Below are 21,427 nucleotides of genomic sequence, written 5' to 3'. Positions count from 1 at the left end.
CGCCGAATCGACAGAGGTCCCGACCGGATGTTTTGGACGCCCTTCACCCCGGCCAGCGGCACTGTTGACCTCTACTATGCCGACATGGACGATTCGAGTCTGGATGTCGAGCGGATCACTTCCGTGCTCTCGGATCAGGAGCTGGCCAGAGCGAATGCATTCCGGGATCACGTGCACCGACGCCGGTTTATGATTGGACGAGGCGCATTGAGAGGTTTGCTTGGGAATCTGATGGATAAGAATCCCGCGGCGTTGGACGTACGGGTCGGCAAGCCGTTCGGAAAGCCTGACGTGCTCGGGGGGCCCGCCTTCAACCTCTCTCACAGCGACGGACATCTCCTGATCGGCATCGCTCCGGAGGGTCGACTCGGGGTCGATGTGGAGGTCGCGAGGCAAGTCGTAGACGTAATGGCGCTCGCACGGGATTGCTGTTCGGCGCAGGAACGCATCGGTTTGCTGAAGCTGGATCCCGAAGACCGGAGCCATGCCTTCCTTCGGATCTGGACCCTGAAGGAGTCCTTGCTGAAGGCGATCGGCACCGGTCTTTCAGCGCCGCCGAACCAGGTATCGATGGCGCTAAGTCATTTGGAAGGGAGCCAGTTGGTCGATTCGAACACGAACGCGATCGGACCCGCGTTCTGGTGCGTCCGCGCCGTCGAGCTGACCGAAGGCCTCATCGCCGCCGTGTCTTGGGACCGTACAGATTTTGCTCTGCGTCGTTCGTTCTTTGGGTCGGGCGCCGCGCGGAGCGTGCTCCAGGGGTCGTAGCGCCTTCACCCGGCGTGGGAGTCATCCGATGACCACGATCGTCAACAACGTCAAACCCTTGCATGCGGCACGAAGCGGTCAAATGCCGGATCTGGCTTTAAAGGCGGATCCCCACACCCGATACGCCCTTATTGTCAGGAGCTGAATTCATGGGGCAGACACGTTCCGACACGGCGGCGGCCATCTCGGTTGTACTACCCACCTATAATCGACCCGCGTTTTTGAAACGAGCAGCGCTTAGCGCACTCGCCGCGATGCGCCCGAGTGACGAGCTCGTCATCGTCGACGATGGTTCGGAGATGGATATCGGCGAATCGATCGGTCGACTCGGCGACCCTCGGATCCGGATGGTCAGGCAAGACAATCAGGGCGTGAGCGCCGCACGAAACGCCGGTATGCGCGCAGCGACACACGGCATGATCGCCTTCCTGGACGACGACGACGAATGGAAGGACAGCAAGCTCGAGATCCAAAGGGCCTTGATGGGGCAATACACGGACGCGGTTGCCTGCTTCAGCAATTTCTCCGTGACTGATCGGCAAGGACGTGTCTCTTCCGGTTACGTCTTTCAGTGGGGGCAGGCGGTACAGGACTGGAATCTCCTGCTCGGGCCACCGGACCACGTCAAGCTCCCAAGCGGTCTCGGCACCGCGAGCGCATACGTCGGGGATCACTACGTCAATCAGTTGTATGGCGACTATATCCTCCCGAGCTCCCTCCTGATTGACCGCGACCGCCTTGGGGATCCCCTGGAATTTAAGGTCGGGGTGCAGCGCAATGAATCCTGGCTCTTCAGCTCTCAGTTGTGTCGACAGGGTCCTGTCGTCTATGTCGATCTGGATCTAGTGTGTCAACACGGAGACGCCCCCGGCCGACTGACCGATATCGCCTATCTACCGGAGATCCAATCCCGGATCGACGTGCTTGTGGATGAGTTCGGGGCCAATCCCGCCTTTCAGTCGCAGTACCGGAGGCGCTATCGGCATTATCTTGGGATCGAGCTGAGCAAGATGGTTAAGGCCGTCTTGTCCGGGGATAACTCGGATCGCAAGGTACTGCTCGCCCGCTATGCCCCGCACAGCCACGCAATCGGCTTGTTGAGCCGTCTCTCCGAAGGCTCCTTGGCGAGACTGGGGTACACTCTGACGTCGCTCAAGCGCTTTCGCGGCGGTGTGCGGTCAGGATTCCGGTGAGTGACAACCTTGGCGGGAGCTCAAGCCGCATTCAGGGAAATCAAGCAGGAGATCAGCAGTGTCAAGACGTAGACGCGAAACACCGATGCGGTCACCTACCCACTGCGCTTTTGGATGGCGGCGACCACCATCACCTAGATCTACGGGGCTAGCTTGGAACAGGCCCCCGCGCGGCGGATACGCCGCCGCGCGTCGCACCGAATATGTCTTCGCCGCCGGGCCGAGCGCTCGCCCATGATCGCGCCGACGTGGGTTTCGGGGTCGATTGAGGCAACCTGGGCTACGGCACTAGGAACGCCCTCATCACCACAGCCATGCACTGGTCGTCTGAGGAAAAACCAGAAGCCTTAGGAAATAAAGTGAGCGACAGCAATTACCCAGCCTGATCGTGCCATCATAAAGGTCGCTCACCGCGCTGATAAGCAGCTGATTCGACTTAAGTCTATGGCATCATTATTCGAGCGGTATTGGAACTCGCCGACCTCCCGGCCGGATTGATTGCAATAACGCGGTAACGGTAAAAAGTCCCGCTTTCCACCGTGTTGTCAACAAAAGTGACAACATCTGCTCCGACATCGGCTAATCGCTCGAAGGGGCTCGGGTACCGACCGGTTGCACGCTTAATCCTGAACAGCGTCTCGTCTGTACTGTTGTCCTGCCAAGTGAGTTGGATTTGTGTCGAGGACAGTGCGGTCGCTGTGAGATTGGATGGCGCCGCAGGCGGCGTGGGTAGATCGGCCTCGCGTTCCTCCTCCCATGCTGCATTGAAGGCAGCTAAATCGTCCCCGTCTACAACCCCGTTGTCGTTGAAGTCGGCAAGTGAATCACCACTATAAAAAGCGGTTTCAAAGGCGGTTTTGTCACTCTCGTCAACGCGCTGATCGGCGCTGAAATCCGCCTTCGGTCCAACCTGTAGACGTACCCAGCGAACATTGTTTTTAAAGTTACGGCCGTCGCCGCCATCGCTAGTTTTATAATAGCTAAAGAAGAATCGACCCGAATTGTCCAAATAGCGATCGGCGGGCTGAGCATAGGACACCCAGTTGATTCGCTGTAAGGACCCATCCGGGGCACTCCCCACGCTGTCGACGGTGACGGGTTCACTCCAGGTGAGACCTTCATCTAGGCTCACGCGTACCAAAAGCGTTCCAGGTGTGGCGGCTTCCGAATAGGCGCAAACAACATAGTCACGTACGGTGCCGCAGGCCATCGGGTCTCCTAGATCAAGTCGGGGGGTGAGCATGCGGTTGTCCCAACGCGACTCGTTCCAGACAAAGAAGCGCATTTCACGACCGTCTTCGCCAACCGGCGCAGCCATCCAGGGTGTCCCCTTCGGCCCGAAGCCGACGTCTCGCGTTAACCAACCCATAGTCTCGCCCGCTGCAAGATGATCATAAGGCGAAATCGTCGAATCTTGGGTAGCGTAGGTCAGTGGCAGAGTCGCCGGTGAACCGTCCGCCAAGCTCCAAGTCTCTCCTAAGTCATCCGTGTAGAGAAACGGGTTGGAACCGAATAGCTTGATGAGTTGGTCGTTCTCTTGGAATCGTTCAAACCAGTGCCAAGTTACCGCTAGAGCGCCGCGCCGAGGATCCCAGCGTGACCAGACCTGCTCAATCGTGATATCGCCACGGCCCTGTACGAAGCTGGCCCGGCCGATCGATTCTTGCTTGACCAACTGCGGCGTGGAAGAACTTAGGTCATATCGCTGAAACAACACGGCTCCGTCGGGTCGAGTGCTATGCAAATAGCGATAAGTCAATAGTCCGGTCTGATCGACTACGCTGAGGGTCGGGGACGTGGACCTCTCAAACGTTTCAAAATTATCCAACACGACGTCTGACTGACTGGGGTCGAACAGCTCGCTCGAACGCGCCAAGTCGAAAGGAAGCTCGTTGGCGCGTGCCCCGAAGACCGACCAAATCCGGCCTTCCTCGTTTGCGGCAGCGTTGGAGGTGAACACTGCATTCCCTCCGGGGTTCACGCCATCCTCTAACAAGACGCCGGCGGGGTGTTCGAGTGCCAAGGCCTCACCTGTGTGCTCATCGACCCATACCGCGAAGTCCGGGCTACCGAGGTCGGGTCGCGAATCGACCGGATTATCCCTTGTGCGCCGCGACATGAGGTGAACGCTTCGCCCGTTTTTATAGGAACCCAGGTGTTGCTTTAAGCCGGTGTTGTAGCCCCAGGAATATTCGGAAACGATCTCCTGAGATTCCGCCGTGATCGTCGGATCGGCGCCTTGCGCCGACGGCATCACTGCCATAAGAGCCAGGACCGCGAGACCGACCATCGACGGTTCTTGTCGCGGCAATCGGTGGATCGGTAACCGACTAAGTCGTGCGCGCGGTGTGGCTTTCATATCATCTCCTGCGAAAGATGCCTGAGTAATTGGGCGGCCCGAGCTTTGATCCAGTGCACTGCATTGGCGGTGGATAAGGACCTGAAAGGGACCTGCAAAATCGCGGCGAGTGTAGCTTCAGGATTGTTCCGGCGGTTGCACAAGCGTCCTCAACTCTCTTCTCCATGCCTCGATTCGGGGCCCTTGCTGGACGCACGACCCCCTGATTTGGAACCGAACTATTGGGATCGAATGATGATCGTGCGAGACCTTGCGTCACTTGGAAACTATCGCATGAGTAATAGCTTAAGTTATAGAGAGTGAAAATACGTAGGGGTATACGAAGTTGGGCCTAGGAGTCTCAGATGTTAACGGTATAGCGGCCCGCCCAACGTGGTAGATACCTACGCGAAAGGCGCAGGGAGAGACGAAATCCTCGTTTCGGGATGCGGGGTCGAGATGCCGAGCGCGGGCATGCGACGATCCATCAGACGCTCGGGGCGAGGCACCTCGAGGGTGCAAAGGATTGATCGCGCCATGCCGCCTTGACGATCGGTTGGTCGCCAAGGGCAGTGATCCAGAGCGGTTGGCTCCCGTCGCGGGCCGTTTCCGGCCTGCGGGCGAGTACACATAGCGACTACTTAAGGGGCTGCGCCGCATTCTGCGGCGCTGCAGGCGGTTGCAGTTGGCGGCCGTTCAGTTACCTCACCAGCGCACGCGAGAGCATCCGGTACCAGCGTTGCAGGGGACTGAACTGCTCCGCAGTTCGGCGCAGGGTACCGAAGAAGCCCGCGATCTCGCGGCAGGTCGCCTCTACCCACCCGGCTTCGGCATGGGGATGGCTGATAGATCAGGCGCGTCTGCCCGCCATGACGGGTCAGGTGTGCCGGTGCGCTGAGCAGCAGCGGGCGGCTGGTGATGGCCTCGGTGTGCCAGTGCGGATCGGCCAGGCGCACGAAAAGGCTCCACCAGTTTTAGGTCAGGTCGGTGATGCGCGCCATGAAGCGGCAGCGCTTGATGTCTTGGGTGGTGAAGTCGCCCCGGCCCCAATGGTTCTTCAGCTCGTCGAAGGGATCCTCCGCGTAGGCGCGATCGCGATTAGAGTTGCGCCACACTCGGGATCTCATGGGGGCAACGAGGTCACCAGCACGGCGCACTCGTAGACGACGGTCGCGTCGCTGAGCGCGGGGAAGCTCAGGAGCAGTTGCTCGGGATCGCCATGATCGAGGACGACCAGGTCGGCCTTGATGCGCCGACGCGGCACGACGGCGCGCCGTGGGCGGCTCCAGCCCGACAGACGCGGCATTATGTACCAAGCGCACATGACCGGACCCGGCCGCCGGGCGAGAATCCGACCCTCAATCTTAGGCAGAGGAGTTGGCATCATGTCCGATACGCAGGTCCCGGGCGGGTTGGTCGCGAAGCGGGGCGAGCTGGCCGGGCACGTGGAGCAGTGTCGTCGTGAAGTGCAGCGGCTGGCGGAGGAATTGATCCACCTGGACGCCACGATTCGTCTGTTCGATCCCGACTACGACGTCGGCGCCGTTCAGTCGAAGGGGCCACGCCACCGGCAACAGTGGTTCGCCTCGGCCGAATGCCAGCGTCTGGTCCTGGAGGCCTTGCGCGATGCGCTCGCGCCGTTGTCGGCGCGCGCGGTGATGCATCTAGTGGCCGCGCGCAAGGCGCTCCCCGAGGATCCCGAGGTGCGCGCGGGCGTGCAGAAGACGGTCCAGGCGGTGCTGCGTCGCCTCGCGGCCAAGGGCGCGGCGCGGGTTGTGGCGCTGGACGGGCAGACGCAGGTCTAGACGCGTGGTTGAGCCGCTCAGGCGGCCAGCAGCTCCGGGCGGGCGGTATTGCCCTGCCAGTCACGGCACCAGTCCCGATGCGGGCGGGTGCGGGGACATTTGGCGAGGGTGTCCTCGAAGATCGCCCCGTTGGACCAGCGCCGGGTGTCTTCTCGGTAGGCGGCCTCGTTGGCGTAGCGCGCGAGGTGGGACAAGCCGAACTTGTGGTGTTGGCCGATCTGCATGCGCCGAAACCGCGAGAAATACGATTCGGCCTGATTGTCGGTCGTCTCGTCCGCGGCGCGGTAGGCGTGTTGATGGTTGACCCGACGCATGACATAGCGCCCGTGCAGCAGATCGTAGGCATCGGACTCATCGGCTGAGAGCGTGGCCCCGGGGGCGATGAAGCGCGCCGCCAGCGCGCCGACGTCGGTCTGGTTCTCCCGCCCGATGATGAAGGTGAGCGTGCGCTTGCCGCCGACCTGCCCGAGCGGATCGTCCGCCGGGTGGGTCTCGCGCATCACCAGCACACTGCGCTTGTCCGGGTTTTGGTTCTCGGCGAGGCGCCGATCCACGCGATCCTCGGCCCGGTTCTCGGGACGTACCGAGCCGTTCGTGTAGGCCCCGTCGAGCTGCACCTCCCCGCTCAGCGCAGTCTCGTCGCGCTGCACCATGAGACTCTCGCGGATCTTGTGCATCATGACGAAGGCGCTTTTGTACTGCACGTCCAGGTCACGGCTCAGTTGCAGTGCCGACAGCCCCTTCGCAGCATTGCTGTCGATCGCGATGGCGCCGAGATAGACCTGCAACGGCAACTTATGGTGAGCAAAAATCGTCCCCGAGGTCACCGAAAAGGTGTGCCCGCAGGCGCGGCAACGCCACTGCCGGCGGCTCGGCAGGAACCAGGGCTGCTCCGCGACACCGCAGGCCGGACACACCGCTTCGCCCTCCGGACCCCAGCGCATCGCGCGGAAGCGCTCGAAGGCTTGCGCGTCGCTCATCTCGAACACTTCGCGCACGGAAAGCGTCCGGGCGGCGCCCGACAAGAGGAAGTGCTGGGACATCGCATGCTCCGGGGGCTGGATCGATCGTGCCAGTGTGCTCCCGGGGGTGGCTCAAAACGTGAGCCTGCGCGCTAAGTTGTTGAAGCGAAATTCATGTGCGCTTGCTACATAATGCGGGATCGATCTCTATCCCGCCCTTGCAATGACCTTCCGAGTCGGTCTCCAATGCCGTTCCTACCGCAAGGTAGTTGGCGACCCAAACAGTTACGTCGTGACGTGATCAACAATGCATTTGAACAAGTGGGACCGCAGTAATTCCTAGCGTGTGGCGCGGCGCTGGGCAAGCACCGTCGTACCACCCCTCTCACCGGCGGGCGGCGCAGATGGAGCGGTTGGCATTTGGTGACCATCAAGCGTAAGCCGCCACTCGGGGAAGTTCATCAACGCGCTGCTGCGTCCTTGGTCGGGCGCGGCTGCGGCCGCAGGGCGAGCCCCGGCGCAAGCGGCTCACCCCAAGGAGCGAGTTCTCGCAGCAGAAGGATGTCCCCGTGCGGTATCGCGGGGGACACGCGATTCCTCGGGAAGCGGTGCTGTGAGTCCGCGAACGCTTCAAACCTCCGGTCTGGCCGGCCAGCCCGACTGTCGAAGGGTCCGGGAAAAACGCTGCAGCGCAAGTGGCTCGCTGAAGCCGCCACTTTACGTGCGCTGAGAGTAGGTCTAAAGTTCGGGAGCGCCATAGCAGCTTTCTAATCAAGTTGTGCCGTTTCTGCGGCAGCGGCGTGGATCGAAGGCCGGCACACACGGTGATCGATTCATACCGCACATCTCCAGTGAGCTTGATGCGATAATTTCGTCACGGATGCGTCAAGTTTCATACGACAGATCTTGAGTTCTTCATTAAGGATTGATCGATGCCTCGGATGACTTTGGCTACCCGTCGATTCGGGCCTTTGGGCCACTATCGAGGAACTCCAAGAATCCGGGCGGGAAGACACAGGCATTGATCTTCGTTAAGGCCAGTGACAGGCGCTTGTCGAAGTCGTTGATCTCGTAGCATTGAGTGTGTGGGATTCACGGGGCATTTAGCCCATCGTTGATCTACTGCAGATGCCGGGGATCAGCACGAGGAGCGATGATGTTGTAGAGCGGTAGACCGCACCGAATCGACTTCCACCTTGGGGCATTAGCGCTTCGCAAGATTGTGCCTTTTTCTCCAGAGTCGTGCTGTAGCTGTATAGGGGGGATGATGAGGGCTTGGGCATTGCTGGTCTGCGGAGATTCATGCAACAAGCGTTTCGCGATATGATTTTCGTTGATACAACAGATGGAGGGGTCGCCAAGGGACGTCTTCGAGTTCCGTGGAGTGCCGCGTTCGCATTAGCCCGAATGGTGCATGCCGTCGGGGTGGAGTTGTAGTGTACCCGCGGACAAGAAGTGAATGTGTGTCGTGTCAACTGCAATCTCCTAGGAGAATTGATCCATGCATCAAAGAATGGGTGTAGAGCCTGACTCCGGCGGTCCGGTCTTTGTCGTCGGTATGAACGGATCCGGAACCACGATGCTTTCGGATTGCTTAGACAATTCTACGGAGCTTTACGTCTTCCCATTTGAGACTGTTACCATACCTTTGTTTATTAAAAAGCTACATCGCTTTGGGCCGTTGGATGATGCTGAAAATCTGAAACGCCTATTCCTGGCATTCAAAAAAACGTCTGCGTTTCGACGACCGATCCTCAAAGAGTCTTCTCGATTTGAAGATGTACGTGAGCCTACGTTTTTCGGAGTTATTGACGCGGTCTACCGGACGCTCGCAACGACGCACAAGGACACCTGCAGGTGGCTGGAAAAGTCACCGATGAACGTTCAGTTCATGGGTGAGATCGCCGAGCACGTTCCGGGTGCCAAGTTTGTGCATATTTATCGCGATGGTCGGGATGTCGCGCTCTCTAACGCGCGGCGTTTTCATCACGATTTAGAATCAACGATGTACCGCTGGGTTCAGGTTGTCAGGATAGGACGCCGGGACGGAGCTAAGCTTGGACCCGATCGCTACTTCGAGTTGTCTTACGAAGCGCTAACCGAGGACCCCGAGCATTGGATGCGGGGAGTTTCCGCTTTCATTGGGATCCCTTACAGTGACGCCCTGCTCCGTTCCGCGATGCCTTGGATGAGCGGCCCAAAACGCAACCCTGTCGCCGAAAAGGTGGGCGGCATATCGCGCAACAGTGGAAAGTGGCGATCGGAGATCCCTGCGGCAAAGTTGGTTGCACTTGAGCGATTGGGCGGGCGGCTGCTAAGCGATCTCGGTTATCAAACTGATTTTCCCCTCAGCGAGCAACCCCCGGGCGATTGGAAGAGGGCATTCTGGGAGGCAAAAGACTACTTCCTTCGCGCTCGTGTGGCCGTATTACGTGGGCACCTTCTAGCTCGACCAGGGCGAACGCTGTATCGTTGGGTGGAGCGAGTTCGTTACCGCTGGAATCAAAAGATTTAGCCGACGACATAGGCTAGTTATAGCCCTTACGGGCATAAACTGCACTTTCCTTATATCGACTCTCAGTAATGCTCGGTAACGTTTTGGTTCTTAGTTAGATTTGTTGCTACCAACGGGCCTCTTTGTAATTTTTTGCGACGATGATCAGAATCGAGTTCGCCGAAGAGGATTCGAAGAAAATGCAGAAGCTGCGTTAAGAGCATACACAGCCACGGATGCGCAGGCGAATGGAGGTGCTGTGGCTGAAGAGCCGGGGCCTTGCGCACCGGGAGATTTGTCGGCTCGCGGCAATTTTCAGGTATTCAAGAAACGCGACCTTGTGCCTATATGAGGTATGTCTCCGAGATAGCTTGGGCGACTCGATGAGGGACTCGCTTCAGATCACGGTGGGCGATGCGTCAACGTTTGGCGTTTTCGGTGCCGGGTCACCGTGCCAACTTGGGAGAGGCCGGCCGAGTAAGCTCTCAAGCCTGGCGATCGACGGGGCGAGCTCGTCGAGGAGCTGCGCACGTAATAACGGGTCGATCGGTGATCGGGGTTTCGTAACGCTGTTCATGCCATTTGCCGTATCCCGTAAGCGCTTTCTGAGAGATGAGCTCGGAACGAGTACTCGCACGGCTCGCGCGACGGCGTCCGGTTTGTCTTTGAGAAAATCACGAAGCCAGCGAGAGCGCACAACCTTGTTTACATTGATGGCCTCGAAAGCAGGCCGATAAGTCGTGTCAATGTCCAGGAAAGTGCAGAGCTCGCTATAAATGCTCGGCAGATCATTCACGAAATCATCATATAGAACTATCTTTACGCTTTCATGGCCAAAGGAGTCGAGATATCTCTGAACCTGTGGCGCGAAATCCACGAGATCATGATAGAAGAGTCCTTGTCGTAGTCCGATTCGTGCAGGCAATCGCATCCCCATGCGCCGATCGGACTGCGCCGCCAACGCTTCTGCGAAGCTCTCGATCTCTTCCGTGCCATTGAAAAGCCTCTGGCTATGAAAAGAGTGCATGACGTCGACGGGGTTCCGGAGCATTACGACGATTCTCGCGTTCGGATTGTAATCCCGGATCTCTTCGGCCGCATTCTCGGACATCAAATAGAACACCGAGGCGTCGCCGAGCTTTTGATCGGGCCGGGCACCAGTGAAAAGGTCTAGATAGTCTTCCTGCGTGATCCGCGGTTGTCCATGAAAATCCAGATCAGTACCGAAGTAATGGGGTTCCTTTCGTTCCGGAAAAAAGACGCTCGGGTGCGATCTCAAGTAACTATACATGGCCGTAGTGCCGCATTTTGGCGCACCCACGATGAAAAAATCGACTTTGCGCATCGTCTACCCCTAGATAAATGTTGAGAGATTGGGTTGAATTTGGCTCGTCGGGTTTTGTCGCGCCGAGTTCCGGTCACGCGAGTTACGCCAGTCATATCGGCGACCGGGCGATGTCGAGGGCCCTGCTGGCCGGAACGCACGCCAGCCCGTGGTGGTCGAGGTGGAAAAACTCGGGAGCGGCACCGCCGGCTCGGTCCTGCGGAACCCCTCGACCGGCAATGAGTGCGGTCGTTTTTGTCACGCTCGTGGCTCTTGGGCGCTGCGGCGCCTGGGGGGGCTCGTCGGAGGAGCTGCCTCAGGGTACTCGTCATGAAACTTCCCGCCCCGGGATTGGTGGCCGTCGGTCCGAATCATCCGAATCGGTTGGCGTGCAGCGTCTCGTCCGGACAAAACCTGCTGGTGCATGTTATGGATATTCCGCGCGGCCGGTCCCGACGCGACGATACGGGTCGGGAGCGATGCCGCGAGGATCAAATTCCCCCAGTGGTTCACTAACTCCGAGGCGAGTAACCATGTCTTCCGCGCCAGCGTGGTAGCCGGGATCGAGTTCCCTAGGCGCACCTCTATCAACAGCATCTTCGACACCGTCAATGCCCACCATGAAACGCACTCACGAAAAGTCCTGCGGCGTGGTTTCCGGGAGGTATATAAGAACTTTGGCATGGCTTGCGCGATATGCTCCGTGAGACCATGAGAACTCCGAACCCCTTTCCTGCCATGAGGACTTGGCTATGGAGACACCTAGGGCGGCATCTCAGTCGCGACCCTAGACGGAGTCTTGCGGTAAGGATCACAAGAACAATCTGTCACTTCGCATTATACTCCTGGCATACGCTGTTCGGAATCCCCCGAAGGGAGTCCGGCGCCGGCGCCGGCAACGGCCGCATCCGGAGCGTCACTTGGGCGCGTGCTAATAAACCCGGCCCCGTCGCTGATCGTAGCAGGAGGGTGGACACGCCCGGCGCAGTCTGTCAGCGCCGTCTCGTGGTTCGGTGGACTTCGCTTTCGCTCGTCCACCCTACAGCCGGGGCTATGAATAACGCGCCACGTCCCGTGGGCGGGAGGGCCGGCCGAGGCCGGAATCAGCTAATCCTCAGTTCAAGGATGTGGAACCGAATGCTAAAATCTATTTGCTTCGTAGGGTTGGACAATTATCCCGTCCTCAACCCTGATTACGGCGACCGATATTTCGGAGGAGAGTCCGTTCAACAGACTCTGCTCGCCGGTGCTTTTCGAGATCTCGGCATCGAGGTCAGCATGGTAGTGCTGGACTACGGTCAGCCGGACGGGGAGTTCATCAACGGCATTCGTGTCTGGAAGACATATCGAGAAACCGAGGGTGTTCCAATCCTTCGTTTCATTCACCCTCGGGCCACATCGATCTTCTCCGCATTGGGCAGAGCCGAGGCCGACGTCTATTTTCAATCCTGCTCCGGCGCGATGACCGGCTTTGTCGGAGGGTATTGTAAGGCAAACCGGCGCACCTTCATTTATCGTGTCGCTAGCGATGGAGACTGCGTGCCGGATCTTCCTCTCATAAAGTACAATCGAGATCGCTTCTTGTATCGATATGGGCTGACGCGAGCCGATCTCGTGGCGGCGCAGAGCAGCCATCAGGTCGCGCTGCTTAAGAGGAATTTCGGTCGTGCGAGCGCTCTGGTCAATATGGCCGTAACCATCCCTCAAATTCCGACCGAACGACAAATCGATTTCGATGTGGTCTGGGTAAACAATCTACGTCCCTTGAAACGGCCGCGTCATGTCCTTAGACTCGCGGAATGTCTGCCGCAATACCGCTTCGCGATCGTTGGAGGGGCGGTGCCCGGAAGCGAGGCGTTCTACGAATCGATCGCTCGTCAAGCCGAGCCTATCGGAAATCTGGAGCTGCTGGGACCAATACCCTTCAGGAACGTCTCAGATTATTTCCTACGCTCCCGTGTCTTCATTAATACGTCGGAGATCGAAGGGTTTCCGAATTCGATGCTTCAAGCCTGGGCCGCGGGATTACCTGTCGTCTCGTACTTCGACCCGGATGGCGTGATCAAGAGGCACGGTCTCGGCCAAACACCACGCGATCTCGGTGAGATGGCCGAGGCGATCAAGGGCTATCTACAGAATGAAGAGTATCGTCGGGAGACAGGCGAACGTACACGAGCCTATGTGTCTGAAAACCACGCCCCGCGCGCCGTTGCGGAACGGTATCTCGAGGCCTTGGCGGGGATATCCACTTCGATGCCGCACTCCCTGCGCATTAGGGAGCGGTCGAGAGCATGACTCACGTCGCAGTCGCTGTTCTCGGCAGGGGTTCATATGCGCTGTAAAGCGTTTCGTCGGTCTCCGTCAGTATGGATTGGATGTCTTCCAGATCTTTCGTTTGGATACGATGCCGCCAGCTCTGGTGTGAATCGATTGCCAGCTCATTGTCGCGCCAAGTCGCAGATGCCTGCTGAGACGGTCGGGACAAAAGATCCTGATCCCAACCGCCGGAGCTCAGATCAAAGAACTGTGCGATGCGATCCCAAACCGGTCCGCCACGTTCTACGAGATCCTCGTAGTGGACCAGGAGGTAGCCGTTTTGCTTTGCTTCGGCAATCGGCAGTTGGTTTTCGATGCACCAGTGAAGAGCAAGCGCTTGCGCCGACGTTAGTTCGCGGGATAGAAGGTCCCGGTAGACGCCCCCGCGGAGGTGATGGATCGTTTCATCCTGTCGGTAAACGTCGAGAAGCCTCCCGGGATCCCAGGAGAACCCCCCGAGCCTGAGCTTGGACTCGACCACCGCTCCCGGGTGGCGCACCAACAGAAGGACTCTTGCGTCGAAGTGTTGCGCTAACCAGCCGAGCAGGAGATTGGCACGGATAAACTTGACGATGATCCTTGACCTGGCGCGCAAGGGTGCATAGGTCCGGTAGTGATCGAACGCGTTGATCCACCGATGCAACATCAGCTTCGCAGACTCGGTTCGACGGAAGAAGTCCGGCGGGGGAATAAGTTCAGCCGGGTGGAAGCGGAGATCGGTCCAGCAGCTGGAAATATCACCGGTAAAAATCTCTCTGAAGAATGCATCCATTCCCGCGAGATCCCCGCCGGGCGCCACATGCTTCCAAGCGTAAGCCTTCGCGCCCTTGATCGCGCCGGGATGCAGGGGCTCGAAGATCGGGCGGAGCCGGAAGGTCCGCGCGAGCACGTCCAGCACCCACGTCGTCCCACTGCGTCCGGAACCCGCGATGATCATGGGTGGCAGATCTAGCTGTATTTCGTTCGTGCAAGTCGGCATCTCTACGGATCCCTAAAGAACGGCTGGCTCGATCCTATCACGCAGTCGCGCGCGGTGTGATCACCCCTGCCCGAGACCCATGTGGTAGGAGGCTCGGATAAAATTAAGGTCGTGACCGGGGTCAACGGGCGATTCGCTGAAGAATTTTCGGAGGGCTCGTAAAGGTACACCCGTGTGGATATGTGTTTGATGCACCCGAATATCCGTGATCGCTACATGAAGACGTTTGCCCAGTCAATCGAGGCGAAGTTCGCTGCATCCCGGCGAGCACAACCAATGGGGATGGTGCTGCGCCTTGCGGTCGCGGGCCGAATGAAACGAGCGTTCGGCCGCCCCGCGATACCTTGGTCAAGACCGGGCTATAGGGCTCGAACCGACCGGCGCCCATTCAGAACCGAACCGTTTGTCGTGAGCGGGTTCGGGGATGGTGTGCGCTGTCTCGATGTAGTGTCTCGACCTGACTCTACTGCGGTCCGAGCACGGAGATCGGCTCTCTGCGGATGATCTCCTAGCGCAGCCAAGCCTAAGCCACAGACCCCCTTTCGAGCAAGCTAGAGGCATCCTCGGGTGCTTCGACTCCGGAGCGCTTTTCGATCCTCTGCGGCCCGCTGCTCCGCGGCCGTTGCGCGCATCTTCCGGGCCCGTTATGATCTAGGCCTAACAGGCAAAGAGGGACTCGCGAAGGCCGTTCGGATGCGGCCGGCGACATGCTATGATCGGCAGCGGTGCCGGAGAACTTGCGTGCAAGCGGGTTAAGGCTTTCGTCCTCGCGCGTTATCGCCGTAGACGTAAGGCACCTCGGTACGGCTCCGTACGCCCGCCCGGCTCAGCTGCGAATCGTGGCCTCGGGATTTGGTGCCGAGGGAAATTGAACCCCGCGCGGCGCGTACAAAGAATAGCGACAACCGATCTGCTGGCCCGGCTTTATGGAGGTGCGTGTGTTTCGACTGCGGAGGGACAAAGGTCCATCGGTTCTGGGTATCGTTGGTTTGGCGCTTGCGTTATGTTGCGGTGGGGTTTTCGCGCAGACGGGCGACGTTGGCTACCAGCTGCGCCCGGGCGATGTCGTCGCCGTCTCTGTTTGGCAGGAACCCGGCCTTGAACAGCTCGTTCTTGTCCGGCCCGACGGCGGTGTCTCTTTCCCGCTTGCAGGCGATCTGCGAGCCGAAGGTCTGACCGTCGAAGAACTGGGCGCATCGATCCAATCGAGGCTGAGGCGCTTCATCCCCGAGCCGGTGGTGACCGTCACGCTGCAGGAAATACCGGGGAACCGGATTTACGTCCTCGGGCGCGTCAATGATCCCGGAGACTTCCCTATCATCTCGCGCGATGTCACCGTGATGCAGGCGCTTTCGATGGCAGGCGGATTAACGCCCTTCGCCAAGGAGCGTGAGATTCGAGTGCTGCGGCAGGTCGACGGCAAGGAACAGGTCTATCCATTCGACTATCGGAGCGCGATTCGCGGGGAGGGTCCGGAGCAGGTGATCAAGCTTCAGCCCGGTGATGTCGTCGTGGTGCCCTAGGCAGTTTTGCGGCGGTCCCCATGTTCAGCATTAGTCGCCACCGTCGCGAGTCTCGGCTCAGCATCCCTGGAGCCGTTCTGATCGCCCTTTTTTCCCCGCCGGTGTCTGCAGAGCTAGCGATTCCCGCATGGGATTTCGAGCCCGGGCTCAGTCTGCGGCTCTTCTACGACGACAATGTAAGGCTCTCCTCGGAAAACCCGCAGGGCTCGTTCGGCGGTATCGCCGAGGCTTACGGGCTTTTATCCCACACCTCCGAGATCAGTGAGATCAGCATTCGGGCGGCTGTAGACTCCTCTTATTACGCAGACGTGACCGAGCTCGATTCCACTGACGGCGCGCTCGACATTATCTATGCCTACCGGATGGATCGCGTTGAGCTCGGCTTGGAGGCCGGGTTCGTCTATGACTCGACGCTCACCAGCGAGGAAGAGACAACCGGTTTGGTACAACTCAACAAGCGTAGGAGCTTGTTTGAGATCCGTCCCTCTATGGAGTATGAGGTTTCGGAGCGGGCGCGTGTCGGCGCGGAGGTCCTTCTGCAGGATGTGTCCTACGAGGATGTTCAGGACATCGTGCTTTCGAACTACCAGTTCCTTCGCTTCGGATTGAACGGCCATTACGACCTTAGCGAACGAACAGCCCTTATCGGGCGCGCGATCTACGACCGATACGACGCGGAGCAGAACGCGGACCAGTCGGAAACCTACGGAGCCGAGGTTGGCTTCCGTTACCGCGTGTCGGAACGGATGGTCATTTCCGGTCTGGCCGGAGGCCGGTCGGCTTCGGCGACTTCGGATAGTCCGACCCAAGCCGGCAGTGGTCGCAGTACCGGACCAATCTTCGAGTTCGGGCTTGAGCGCGACTATGAAATCGGCTCCATTAGCCTGGGATTGCAGCGTTCCTTGCTGCCAAGCGGCAGAGGAACGCTTCTTGACACCACTAGAGCTAATCTTGTCATTGCTCGACCGATCACCGAACGCGCAACGGCTCGGCTTCGGGCAAGCGTGTTTCGAAATCGCAACCCGGGGGGAGAAGTAAGCCTCAATGATCGGGATTTTTTTCTGATCTCACCGGGCGTCCGATGGCGGCTCGCCGAATCGACCTGGGTCGATCTGAGTTACCGCTTCCGAATGCAGAGCCGCGAAGTTCTCGATACCGATGCGGAGTCAAACGCGGTCTTCCTTGGATTGAGTCACGACTGGGCGGCGAGGTAGCGGGTTAACCCTGTACGGTGTCGCGCCTGGAACGCTAGCTCGGGGGAAGGCCGCAGTTAACCTTCCGCGGTCGCTTCGGTAGAATTCGCAAAGCAGGAGGGCCGTTGGGTCGAGATCAGTCCCGGTTCCGTGAGCGGGCAGGGGTAGATGGTCATCTGCGCCCCACCGACGGGGCGGTCACGACGAGATGTATTGACTGTCCCGAGAATTCGACTTGTTGAGGTAGGGTGACGGAATGGACGACCAGGGTATGTCTTTCGGGAGCTTTTTGGCGACCATCAAGCGCCGAAGATGGTATTTCGTTCTTCCCTTCGCATTCGTGCTCCTCGGTATCACGCTGCTCGCGTATAGCCTGCCCGCGGTTTACCGGTCGACGGGCAAGATCCTGATCGAACAACAGGGCCTGCCTGCCGACTTGGTCCGTTCTACGGTGACGAGTTACGCCGATGAACGGATTGCCGGGATACAGCAGCGGGTGATGACAGCCGCGAATCTCGTCGCAATCATGGATAGACACGGCCTCTATCCGGACATACGGCGGGGCTCGGACAACAGCTCGGCCCTGCAGTTGATGCGCCGTGCAGTGACCTTGGAGATGATCAGCGCCGATATGGTGGATCCTCGCACGGGTCGCCCGACACAGGCGACGATCGCCTTCTCGATTTCGTTCGATGCGGACTCCCCCCAGATCGCACAGGCCGTTGCAGCCGACCTGGTGGAGCTCTACTTGGCTGAGAACCTCAAGGAGCGCCAGGAAGTGACACAAGAGGCGTCTCGCTTCCTCGACGACGAAGCCGCGCGGATTTCCAAGGATGTCGCAGCGATTGAGGCGCGTCTTGCAGCATTAAAGACGGAATCGGGCTCGAGTCTTCCCGAGATGATGAGTGTCAATCTCCAAGCCCTGCAGAGGCTGCACGACCGGTTGCGTGACCTCGACCAATCGATCAATGCGCTGACCGAAAGCAGCATCCTGTTGGAAGGCGAGCTCGCAAGGACATCCCCCTATTCCTCGGTTTCGTTGCCTGGCGGCAGGGGAGAGCGGGTACTCGACCCCAGGGAGCAACTAAAGGTTCTGGAAGCCCAGTCTCTGGAGCTTTCTGCCCGCTACTCTGTCGAACACCCGGATCGCATCAAGGTCGAGCGGGAGCTGTCCGCCCTCCGATCCGCGCTTCGAAACGAGTCGCGCACGACGTCGACGGCGCCCGACGCCGACAATCCGGCCTACATCCAGCTCCGGGCCCGGATCATCGCCAACGACGCGCAGCTCAGCGCGCTTCGGCAATCTCGTGGCGAGCTTGAGGAACAAGTGCAGGCATATGAGGAGCGTATCTCCGAAGCCCCGGCGGTTGAGCAGGCATATCTTGCGCTGACTCGGGACTATGAAAGCGCGTTGTCACGCTATCAGGAAGTGAGAAGCAAGCTCATGGACGCCAAGCTGGCCGAGTCTTTGGAAACGGAGAGCAAGGGAGAACGTTTTACCCTGATCGAGCCCCCCGCGCTCTCGCCGGTACCCGTGAAGCCGAATCGAAGCGCCTTGCTTTTTCTCGGATTGGTTTTGGCCACCGGAAGTGGAGTCGGTTCGGTGATCTTGCGCCAGTCATTCGACAAAGGGATCTACGGCGCGCAGGCCCTTGCGAGGATCGCCGGTTCGCCCCCGCTCGGTGTCATCCCAATCATCGAGACCGTCTCCGATCGGAGCCGGAGAAACCGAAGGCGCCTGATCGGTGGACTCGGCGCGGCAGTAGTCCTGGTGATCGTTGTTTTGATCGTACACTTTCTGGTTGCCCCCCTTGACGTGCTGCTCGGGATCACCGCGAGCGGTGGTTAGTCGACTGGGCGCCAGCCAGCGTTTCCCATTAAGCCAGTAGGTTCACCAAGCATGGATCCGTTAAGCAAAGCATTGGCGAAGGCTCGCGCGAGTCGCGCCGCCTTGTCGCAGGCGGACCAGGGTGAGGGCGTCGTCGATCGGGGCCTGGAGCAACCCGAGAGGCTTCCGGTGGAGCGTACCCGGCCAACCCAGCGGAATCATCTCGAGGCCCATCGTATTCTCACCAACTCGGGAAACGCGGTCGCGCTCGCTGCTTTCAAGCAGCTTCGCACTCAGGTCGTGCAGCGGATGCGCACGAACGGATGGCGCACCTTGGTTGTGACAAGTCCTCGCGAGGGCAACGGAAAGACGGTCACTGCGATCAACCTCGCGGTTAACCTCGCGCGTCAGACTCACTCACACGTGCTTCTCGCCGATCTGGATCTTCGCCAGCCTAGCGTTCAACACTATCTGTCCGCGGAAACCGCGCCCGGCATAAGCGATTACATCCTCAGTGATACACCGATGGACGAGATCCTGTTCAATCCCGCCGGGATCGAGGGCCTCACCGTATTGCCCGGTCGCGAGGCGTTCTCCCACTCCTCAGAAGCATTGCTTCTTCGCAAGACCGTTGATCTTATCACGGCCCTACAGAGCCAGTATGCGGACGGCTTTCTCATCCTGGATATGCCACCCGTCTTGGCGACCGACGACGTACTGGCGTTTTCGAACCACTGGGACGCGGCACTCTTGGTCGTGGAGGAGGGTTCGACGACCGAACCTGATCTTCGTCGCGCTCTCGATATGTTGAGCGTGAAACCACTTCTCGGGACCGTGATGACGAAATCCCAAAGTGCGCTTCCTAGCGATGCTTATTAAGCGAGCGAGGATGCGACGCCGATGTGCCGCCCCAGACCGGTCCGTGCACCAGTTGGATCGCTTAGCCCAAATCGGCCCATATAAGCCGGGATTTCGTGCTGTCCGCGACCCTAGCGGTACCCCGCGACCGCGGAAGCCCTCCGGTCACCGCCAAACGATTGACACCAGCGGTCGCAATACTCTGCAGGCCGCGGTGTACCCCGGCTCCAGTTCAAGCGAACGGTTCCGTCGGTTTAACCGCTGTTGTCTTCGCGAACGCTCTGCGTCCTGTATTGGAAGACGGCGCAGGCCGACTCGGCATTTGGTTATCCTCTCGACGCCCGAGGGAAATCCGTTACCGGCGCTACGTTCGAGATAGTGGTTTTTTGGTATCTTCGTGGACCTCTCACCCTCACATTGGATTCAGCTCAATATCGCGGGCCTGCTCGCGTTGGTCGCGGGAGTAGTCGCTTATATCTTGCCCACCCGGTGGATCATCCCGCCGTTGATCCTTCTGCTTCCTTTCCCGCTTATCGTTTCGAAGTTCGGGTCGATCAATGTATATCTCATCTATCTTGTTGCCTTGATATTCGGGGTGCGTGGACAGCTGCGACATCTTCCTTATATCGGATTCGTTCTGTTGATAGCCTTCGCCTACGCTATTGCGCTCACACAGGCTAATCCGGTGACGATGAGAGAGCAGCTACTCTATTTGCTCTTTATCGGCTCCGATTTCCTTTTGTTCTATCTCGTCTACAATTTCTATAAAGAAAATTCGGATGCGCAAGGGTTTCTGTATTTACTGGTGGCGCTGAGCGGGCTAGTGTTGACCTATTCGTTAGTCCAGATGGTCGTAGGCATGAATCCGAATTCTCCCTTGTTTCAAGGCGAGATCAGCCTTAAGCCTCCGCGCTCAGACGGTCGACTCACCGGTCCATTCGGGGGGGTCGGGATTACCGCAGAGTACATGGTGATGACGGTTTTCATTTCTGGGTTCATCCTGTTGACAGCGAGGCCGGGGCCGGCGATGCGCCGCCTTCTGATCCTTATAATTCTAGGAAGTCTTGCAGCGATGGTAGCTACCGCGAATCGTGGCGCGGTGTTTACGATTGTTTTCTCTGGCTTGTTTTTTCTTTATCTCTTTCGTCGAGAACTTGGATTTCGGGGTATATTAATCGCGATCGGCGGCACAGGGTTCGCTTTCGCACTTGTCGCTACTGTGGTCATCAACTACACCGACTTCGATCGCTTGTTTGAGCGGCTGGAAGAGACAGACGTTGAGGAAGGTATGCCCGATACACGTTCGAAGGTGTGGCCGGCGACCTGGGCGCTGATTCAAGAGCGCCCCATCGCCGGACATGGTCCCCAGTCGCATTTTTCCGAGGCAACGTATTCGAAGCGAGGTGCACCCGCTCCCATTTATTGGCCGCACAACCTCTACCTGTATCTGTGGTATACGCTTGGAATCATCGGGCTGATCGCGTATCTGGCCTGGTTCGGGAGAATGTATCTAGACTACTATAGGGCCAGTCGGTTGAGTAAACAGGATGCGATCGATGATGGTCTGCCTAAGCTCGCAATGGTCATCATGAGCGTTTTCATAATCGACCAAATCAAAGTCGAATTTCTTAGATCTCTAACAATGGAGTACCAGCACTTTATGTTCATGCTCTGGGGCGCGTTAGCTGCGCTCGCGACTAGGAACGGAAAAGGTGGAGTTGGTCAACAGCCGGTTCGGTCAGAAGGCTCATGACCCGATTAGCCCGGATCGCTCACCAAGGGATTGGGCCGCCGGCATCGGGCGCTGAAGATCCGGCTTGTCGCGCCGGTGCACCGGCCCGAGCGT

16 protein-coding genes are annotated in these 21,427 nt (G+C 58.8%); 10 read left to right on the top strand and 6 right to left on the bottom strand.

Translation table 11 applies throughout. The annotated features are described in order from the left end of the window. Positions 1-27: 27 nt before the first annotated feature. Positions 28-768 (top strand): 4'-phosphopantetheinyl transferase family protein, encoded by a 741-nt coding sequence (locus THIMADRAFT_RS09615; protein ID WP_007192833.1) that lies wholly within the window; start codon positions 28-30, stop codon positions 766-768. Positions 769-917: 149 nt separating this feature from the next. Beyond that, positions 918-1,961 (top strand): glycosyltransferase family 2 protein, encoded by a 1,044-nt coding sequence (locus THIMADRAFT_RS24685; protein ID WP_007192831.1) that lies wholly within the window; start codon positions 918-920, stop codon positions 1,959-1,961. Positions 1,962-2,403: 442 nt separating this feature from the next. Here THIMADRAFT_RS24685 and THIMADRAFT_RS09605 read toward each other — a convergent pair whose 3' ends face one another. The 3 genes from THIMADRAFT_RS09605 to THIMADRAFT_RS24680 form a co-directional block, all read right to left on the bottom strand. After that, positions 2,404-4,320: a fibronectin type III domain-containing protein gene (locus THIMADRAFT_RS09605; protein ID WP_007192830.1), complete on the bottom strand. Its 1,917-nt coding sequence runs from the start codon at positions 4,318-4,320 to the stop codon at positions 2,404-2,406. A 953-nt stretch (positions 4,321-5,273) separates the two neighbouring features. Further along, positions 5,274-5,414, bottom strand: a complete 141-nt coding sequence (locus THIMADRAFT_RS27080; protein WP_158308374.1) for a hypothetical protein — start codon at positions 5,412-5,414, stop codon at positions 5,274-5,276. Between the two features lie 8 nt (positions 5,415-5,422). Then, a complete protein-coding gene (locus THIMADRAFT_RS24680) occupies positions 5,423-5,605 on the bottom strand; it encodes a hypothetical protein (RefSeq protein WP_050799536.1) in 183 nt (60 codons plus the stop codon). A gap of 79 nt (positions 5,606-5,684) precedes the next feature. Between THIMADRAFT_RS24680 and THIMADRAFT_RS09595 the strand changes: the two genes are divergently transcribed. Beyond that, positions 5,685-6,104, top strand: coding sequence for a hypothetical protein (locus tag THIMADRAFT_RS09595; protein WP_007192827.1), 420 nt, complete (start codon positions 5,685-5,687; stop codon positions 6,102-6,104). 17 nt (positions 6,105-6,121) lie between these two features. Here THIMADRAFT_RS09595 and THIMADRAFT_RS09590 read toward each other — a convergent pair whose 3' ends face one another. After that, complete coding sequence (locus tag THIMADRAFT_RS09590; protein ID WP_007192826.1) at positions 6,122-7,147, bottom strand: IS1595 family transposase; 1,026 nt, start codon at positions 7,145-7,147, stop codon at positions 6,122-6,124. 1,420 nt (positions 7,148-8,567) lie between these two features. Between THIMADRAFT_RS09590 and THIMADRAFT_RS09585 the strand changes: the two genes are divergently transcribed. Continuing rightward, positions 8,568-9,581: a sulfotransferase family protein gene (locus tag THIMADRAFT_RS09585; protein WP_007192825.1), complete on the top strand. Its 1,014-nt coding sequence runs from the start codon at positions 8,568-8,570 to the stop codon at positions 9,579-9,581. 376 nt (positions 9,582-9,957) lie between these two features. Here THIMADRAFT_RS09585 and THIMADRAFT_RS09580 read toward each other — a convergent pair whose 3' ends face one another. Further along, positions 9,958-10,905 (bottom strand): sulfotransferase family protein, encoded by a 948-nt coding sequence (locus tag THIMADRAFT_RS09580; protein WP_007192824.1) that lies wholly within the window; start codon positions 10,903-10,905, stop codon positions 9,958-9,960. 1,116 nt (positions 10,906-12,021) lie between these two features. On the opposite strand from THIMADRAFT_RS09580, the gene THIMADRAFT_RS09570 reads away from it, so the two are divergent. Next, positions 12,022-13,179, top strand: a complete 1,158-nt coding sequence (locus THIMADRAFT_RS09570) for a glycosyltransferase family 4 protein (protein ID WP_007192823.1) — start codon at positions 12,022-12,024, stop codon at positions 13,177-13,179. Between the two features lies 1 nt (position 13,180). On the opposite strand, the gene THIMADRAFT_RS09565 is transcribed toward THIMADRAFT_RS09570, so the two are convergent. Next, positions 13,181-14,137 carry a sulfotransferase gene (locus THIMADRAFT_RS09565; protein ID WP_158308372.1) on the bottom strand — a complete coding sequence of 319 codons (957 nt, stop codon included), beginning with the start codon at positions 14,135-14,137 and terminating at the stop codon, positions 13,181-13,183. A 980-nt stretch (positions 14,138-15,117) separates the two neighbouring features. On the opposite strand from THIMADRAFT_RS09565, the gene THIMADRAFT_RS09560 reads away from it, so the two are divergent. The 5 genes from THIMADRAFT_RS09560 to THIMADRAFT_RS09540 all read left to right on the top strand — a co-directional run bounded on the left by THIMADRAFT_RS09560 (position 15,118) and on the right by THIMADRAFT_RS09540 (position 21,334). Next, the gene (locus tag THIMADRAFT_RS09560; protein ID WP_007192821.1) at positions 15,118-15,702 is read left to right on the top strand and encodes a polysaccharide biosynthesis/export family protein; all 585 of its coding nucleotides are present in this window, start codon (positions 15,118-15,120) and stop codon (positions 15,700-15,702) included. 20 nt (positions 15,703-15,722) lie between these two features. Beyond that, positions 15,723-16,916: a porin family protein gene (locus THIMADRAFT_RS09555; protein WP_007192820.1), complete on the top strand. Its 1,194-nt coding sequence runs from the start codon at positions 15,723-15,725 to the stop codon at positions 16,914-16,916. Positions 16,917-17,184: 268 nt separating this feature from the next. Continuing rightward, positions 17,185-18,744 carry a GumC family protein gene (locus tag THIMADRAFT_RS09550; protein WP_139052779.1) on the top strand — a complete coding sequence of 520 codons (1,560 nt, stop codon included), beginning with the start codon at positions 17,185-17,187 and terminating at the stop codon, positions 18,742-18,744. 51 nt (positions 18,745-18,795) lie between these two features. Continuing rightward, entirely contained in the window at positions 18,796-19,602 is an 807-nt protein-coding gene (locus tag THIMADRAFT_RS09545) for a CpsD/CapB family tyrosine-protein kinase (RefSeq protein ID WP_007192818.1), read from the top strand. Positions 19,603-19,978: 376 nt separating this feature from the next. After that, positions 19,979-21,334 carry an O-antigen ligase family protein gene (locus THIMADRAFT_RS09540; protein ID WP_007192817.1) on the top strand — a complete coding sequence of 452 codons (1,356 nt, stop codon included), beginning with the start codon at positions 19,979-19,981 and terminating at the stop codon, positions 21,332-21,334. Positions 21,335-21,427 lie beyond the last annotated feature (93 nt).

Source organism: Thiocapsa marina 5811 (genome assembly GCF_000223985.1).
GTDB classification, from domain to species: domain Bacteria; phylum Pseudomonadota; class Gammaproteobacteria; order Chromatiales; family Chromatiaceae; genus Thiocapsa; species Thiocapsa marina.
Note: the sequence above shows the minus strand (reverse complement) of the source record. Positions and strands in the feature narration are given on the sequence as shown.

Bases quoted from the DNA above. Each gene is read 5' to 3' on its own strand.
- THIMADRAFT_RS09615 (WP_007192833.1), top strand. From the start codon at position 28: ATGTTTTGGACGCCCTTCACCCCGGCCAGCGGCACTGTTGACCTCTAC.
- THIMADRAFT_RS24685 (WP_007192831.1), top strand. From the start codon at position 918: ATGGGGCAGACACGTTCCGACACGGCGGCGGCCATCTCGGTTGTACTA.
- THIMADRAFT_RS09570 (WP_007192823.1), top strand. From the start codon at position 12,022: ATGCTAAAATCTATTTGCTTCGTAGGGTTGGACAATTATCCCGTCCTC.
- THIMADRAFT_RS24680 (WP_050799536.1), bottom strand. From the start codon at position 5,605: ATGCCGCGTCTGTCGGGCTGGAGCCGCCCACGGCGCGCCGTCGTGCCG.
- THIMADRAFT_RS09605 (WP_007192830.1), bottom strand. From the start codon at position 4,320: ATGAAAGCCACACCGCGCGCACGACTTAGTCGGTTACCGATCCACCGA.
- THIMADRAFT_RS09555 (WP_007192820.1), top strand. From the start codon at position 15,723: ATGTTCAGCATTAGTCGCCACCGTCGCGAGTCTCGGCTCAGCATCCCT.
- THIMADRAFT_RS09590 (WP_007192826.1), bottom strand. From the start codon at position 7,147: ATGTCCCAGCACTTCCTCTTGTCGGGCGCCGCCCGGACGCTTTCCGTG.
- THIMADRAFT_RS09595 (WP_007192827.1), top strand. From the start codon at position 5,685: ATGTCCGATACGCAGGTCCCGGGCGGGTTGGTCGCGAAGCGGGGCGAG.
- THIMADRAFT_RS09580 (WP_007192824.1), bottom strand. From the start codon at position 10,905: ATGCGCAAAGTCGATTTTTTCATCGTGGGTGCGCCAAAATGCGGCACT.
- THIMADRAFT_RS09585 (WP_007192825.1), top strand. From the start codon at position 8,568: ATGCATCAAAGAATGGGTGTAGAGCCTGACTCCGGCGGTCCGGTCTTT.
- THIMADRAFT_RS09545 (WP_007192818.1), top strand. From the start codon at position 18,796: ATGGATCCGTTAAGCAAAGCATTGGCGAAGGCTCGCGCGAGTCGCGCC.
- THIMADRAFT_RS09565 (WP_158308372.1), bottom strand. From the start codon at position 14,137: ATGATCATCGCGGGTTCCGGACGCAGTGGGACGACGTGGGTGCTGGAC.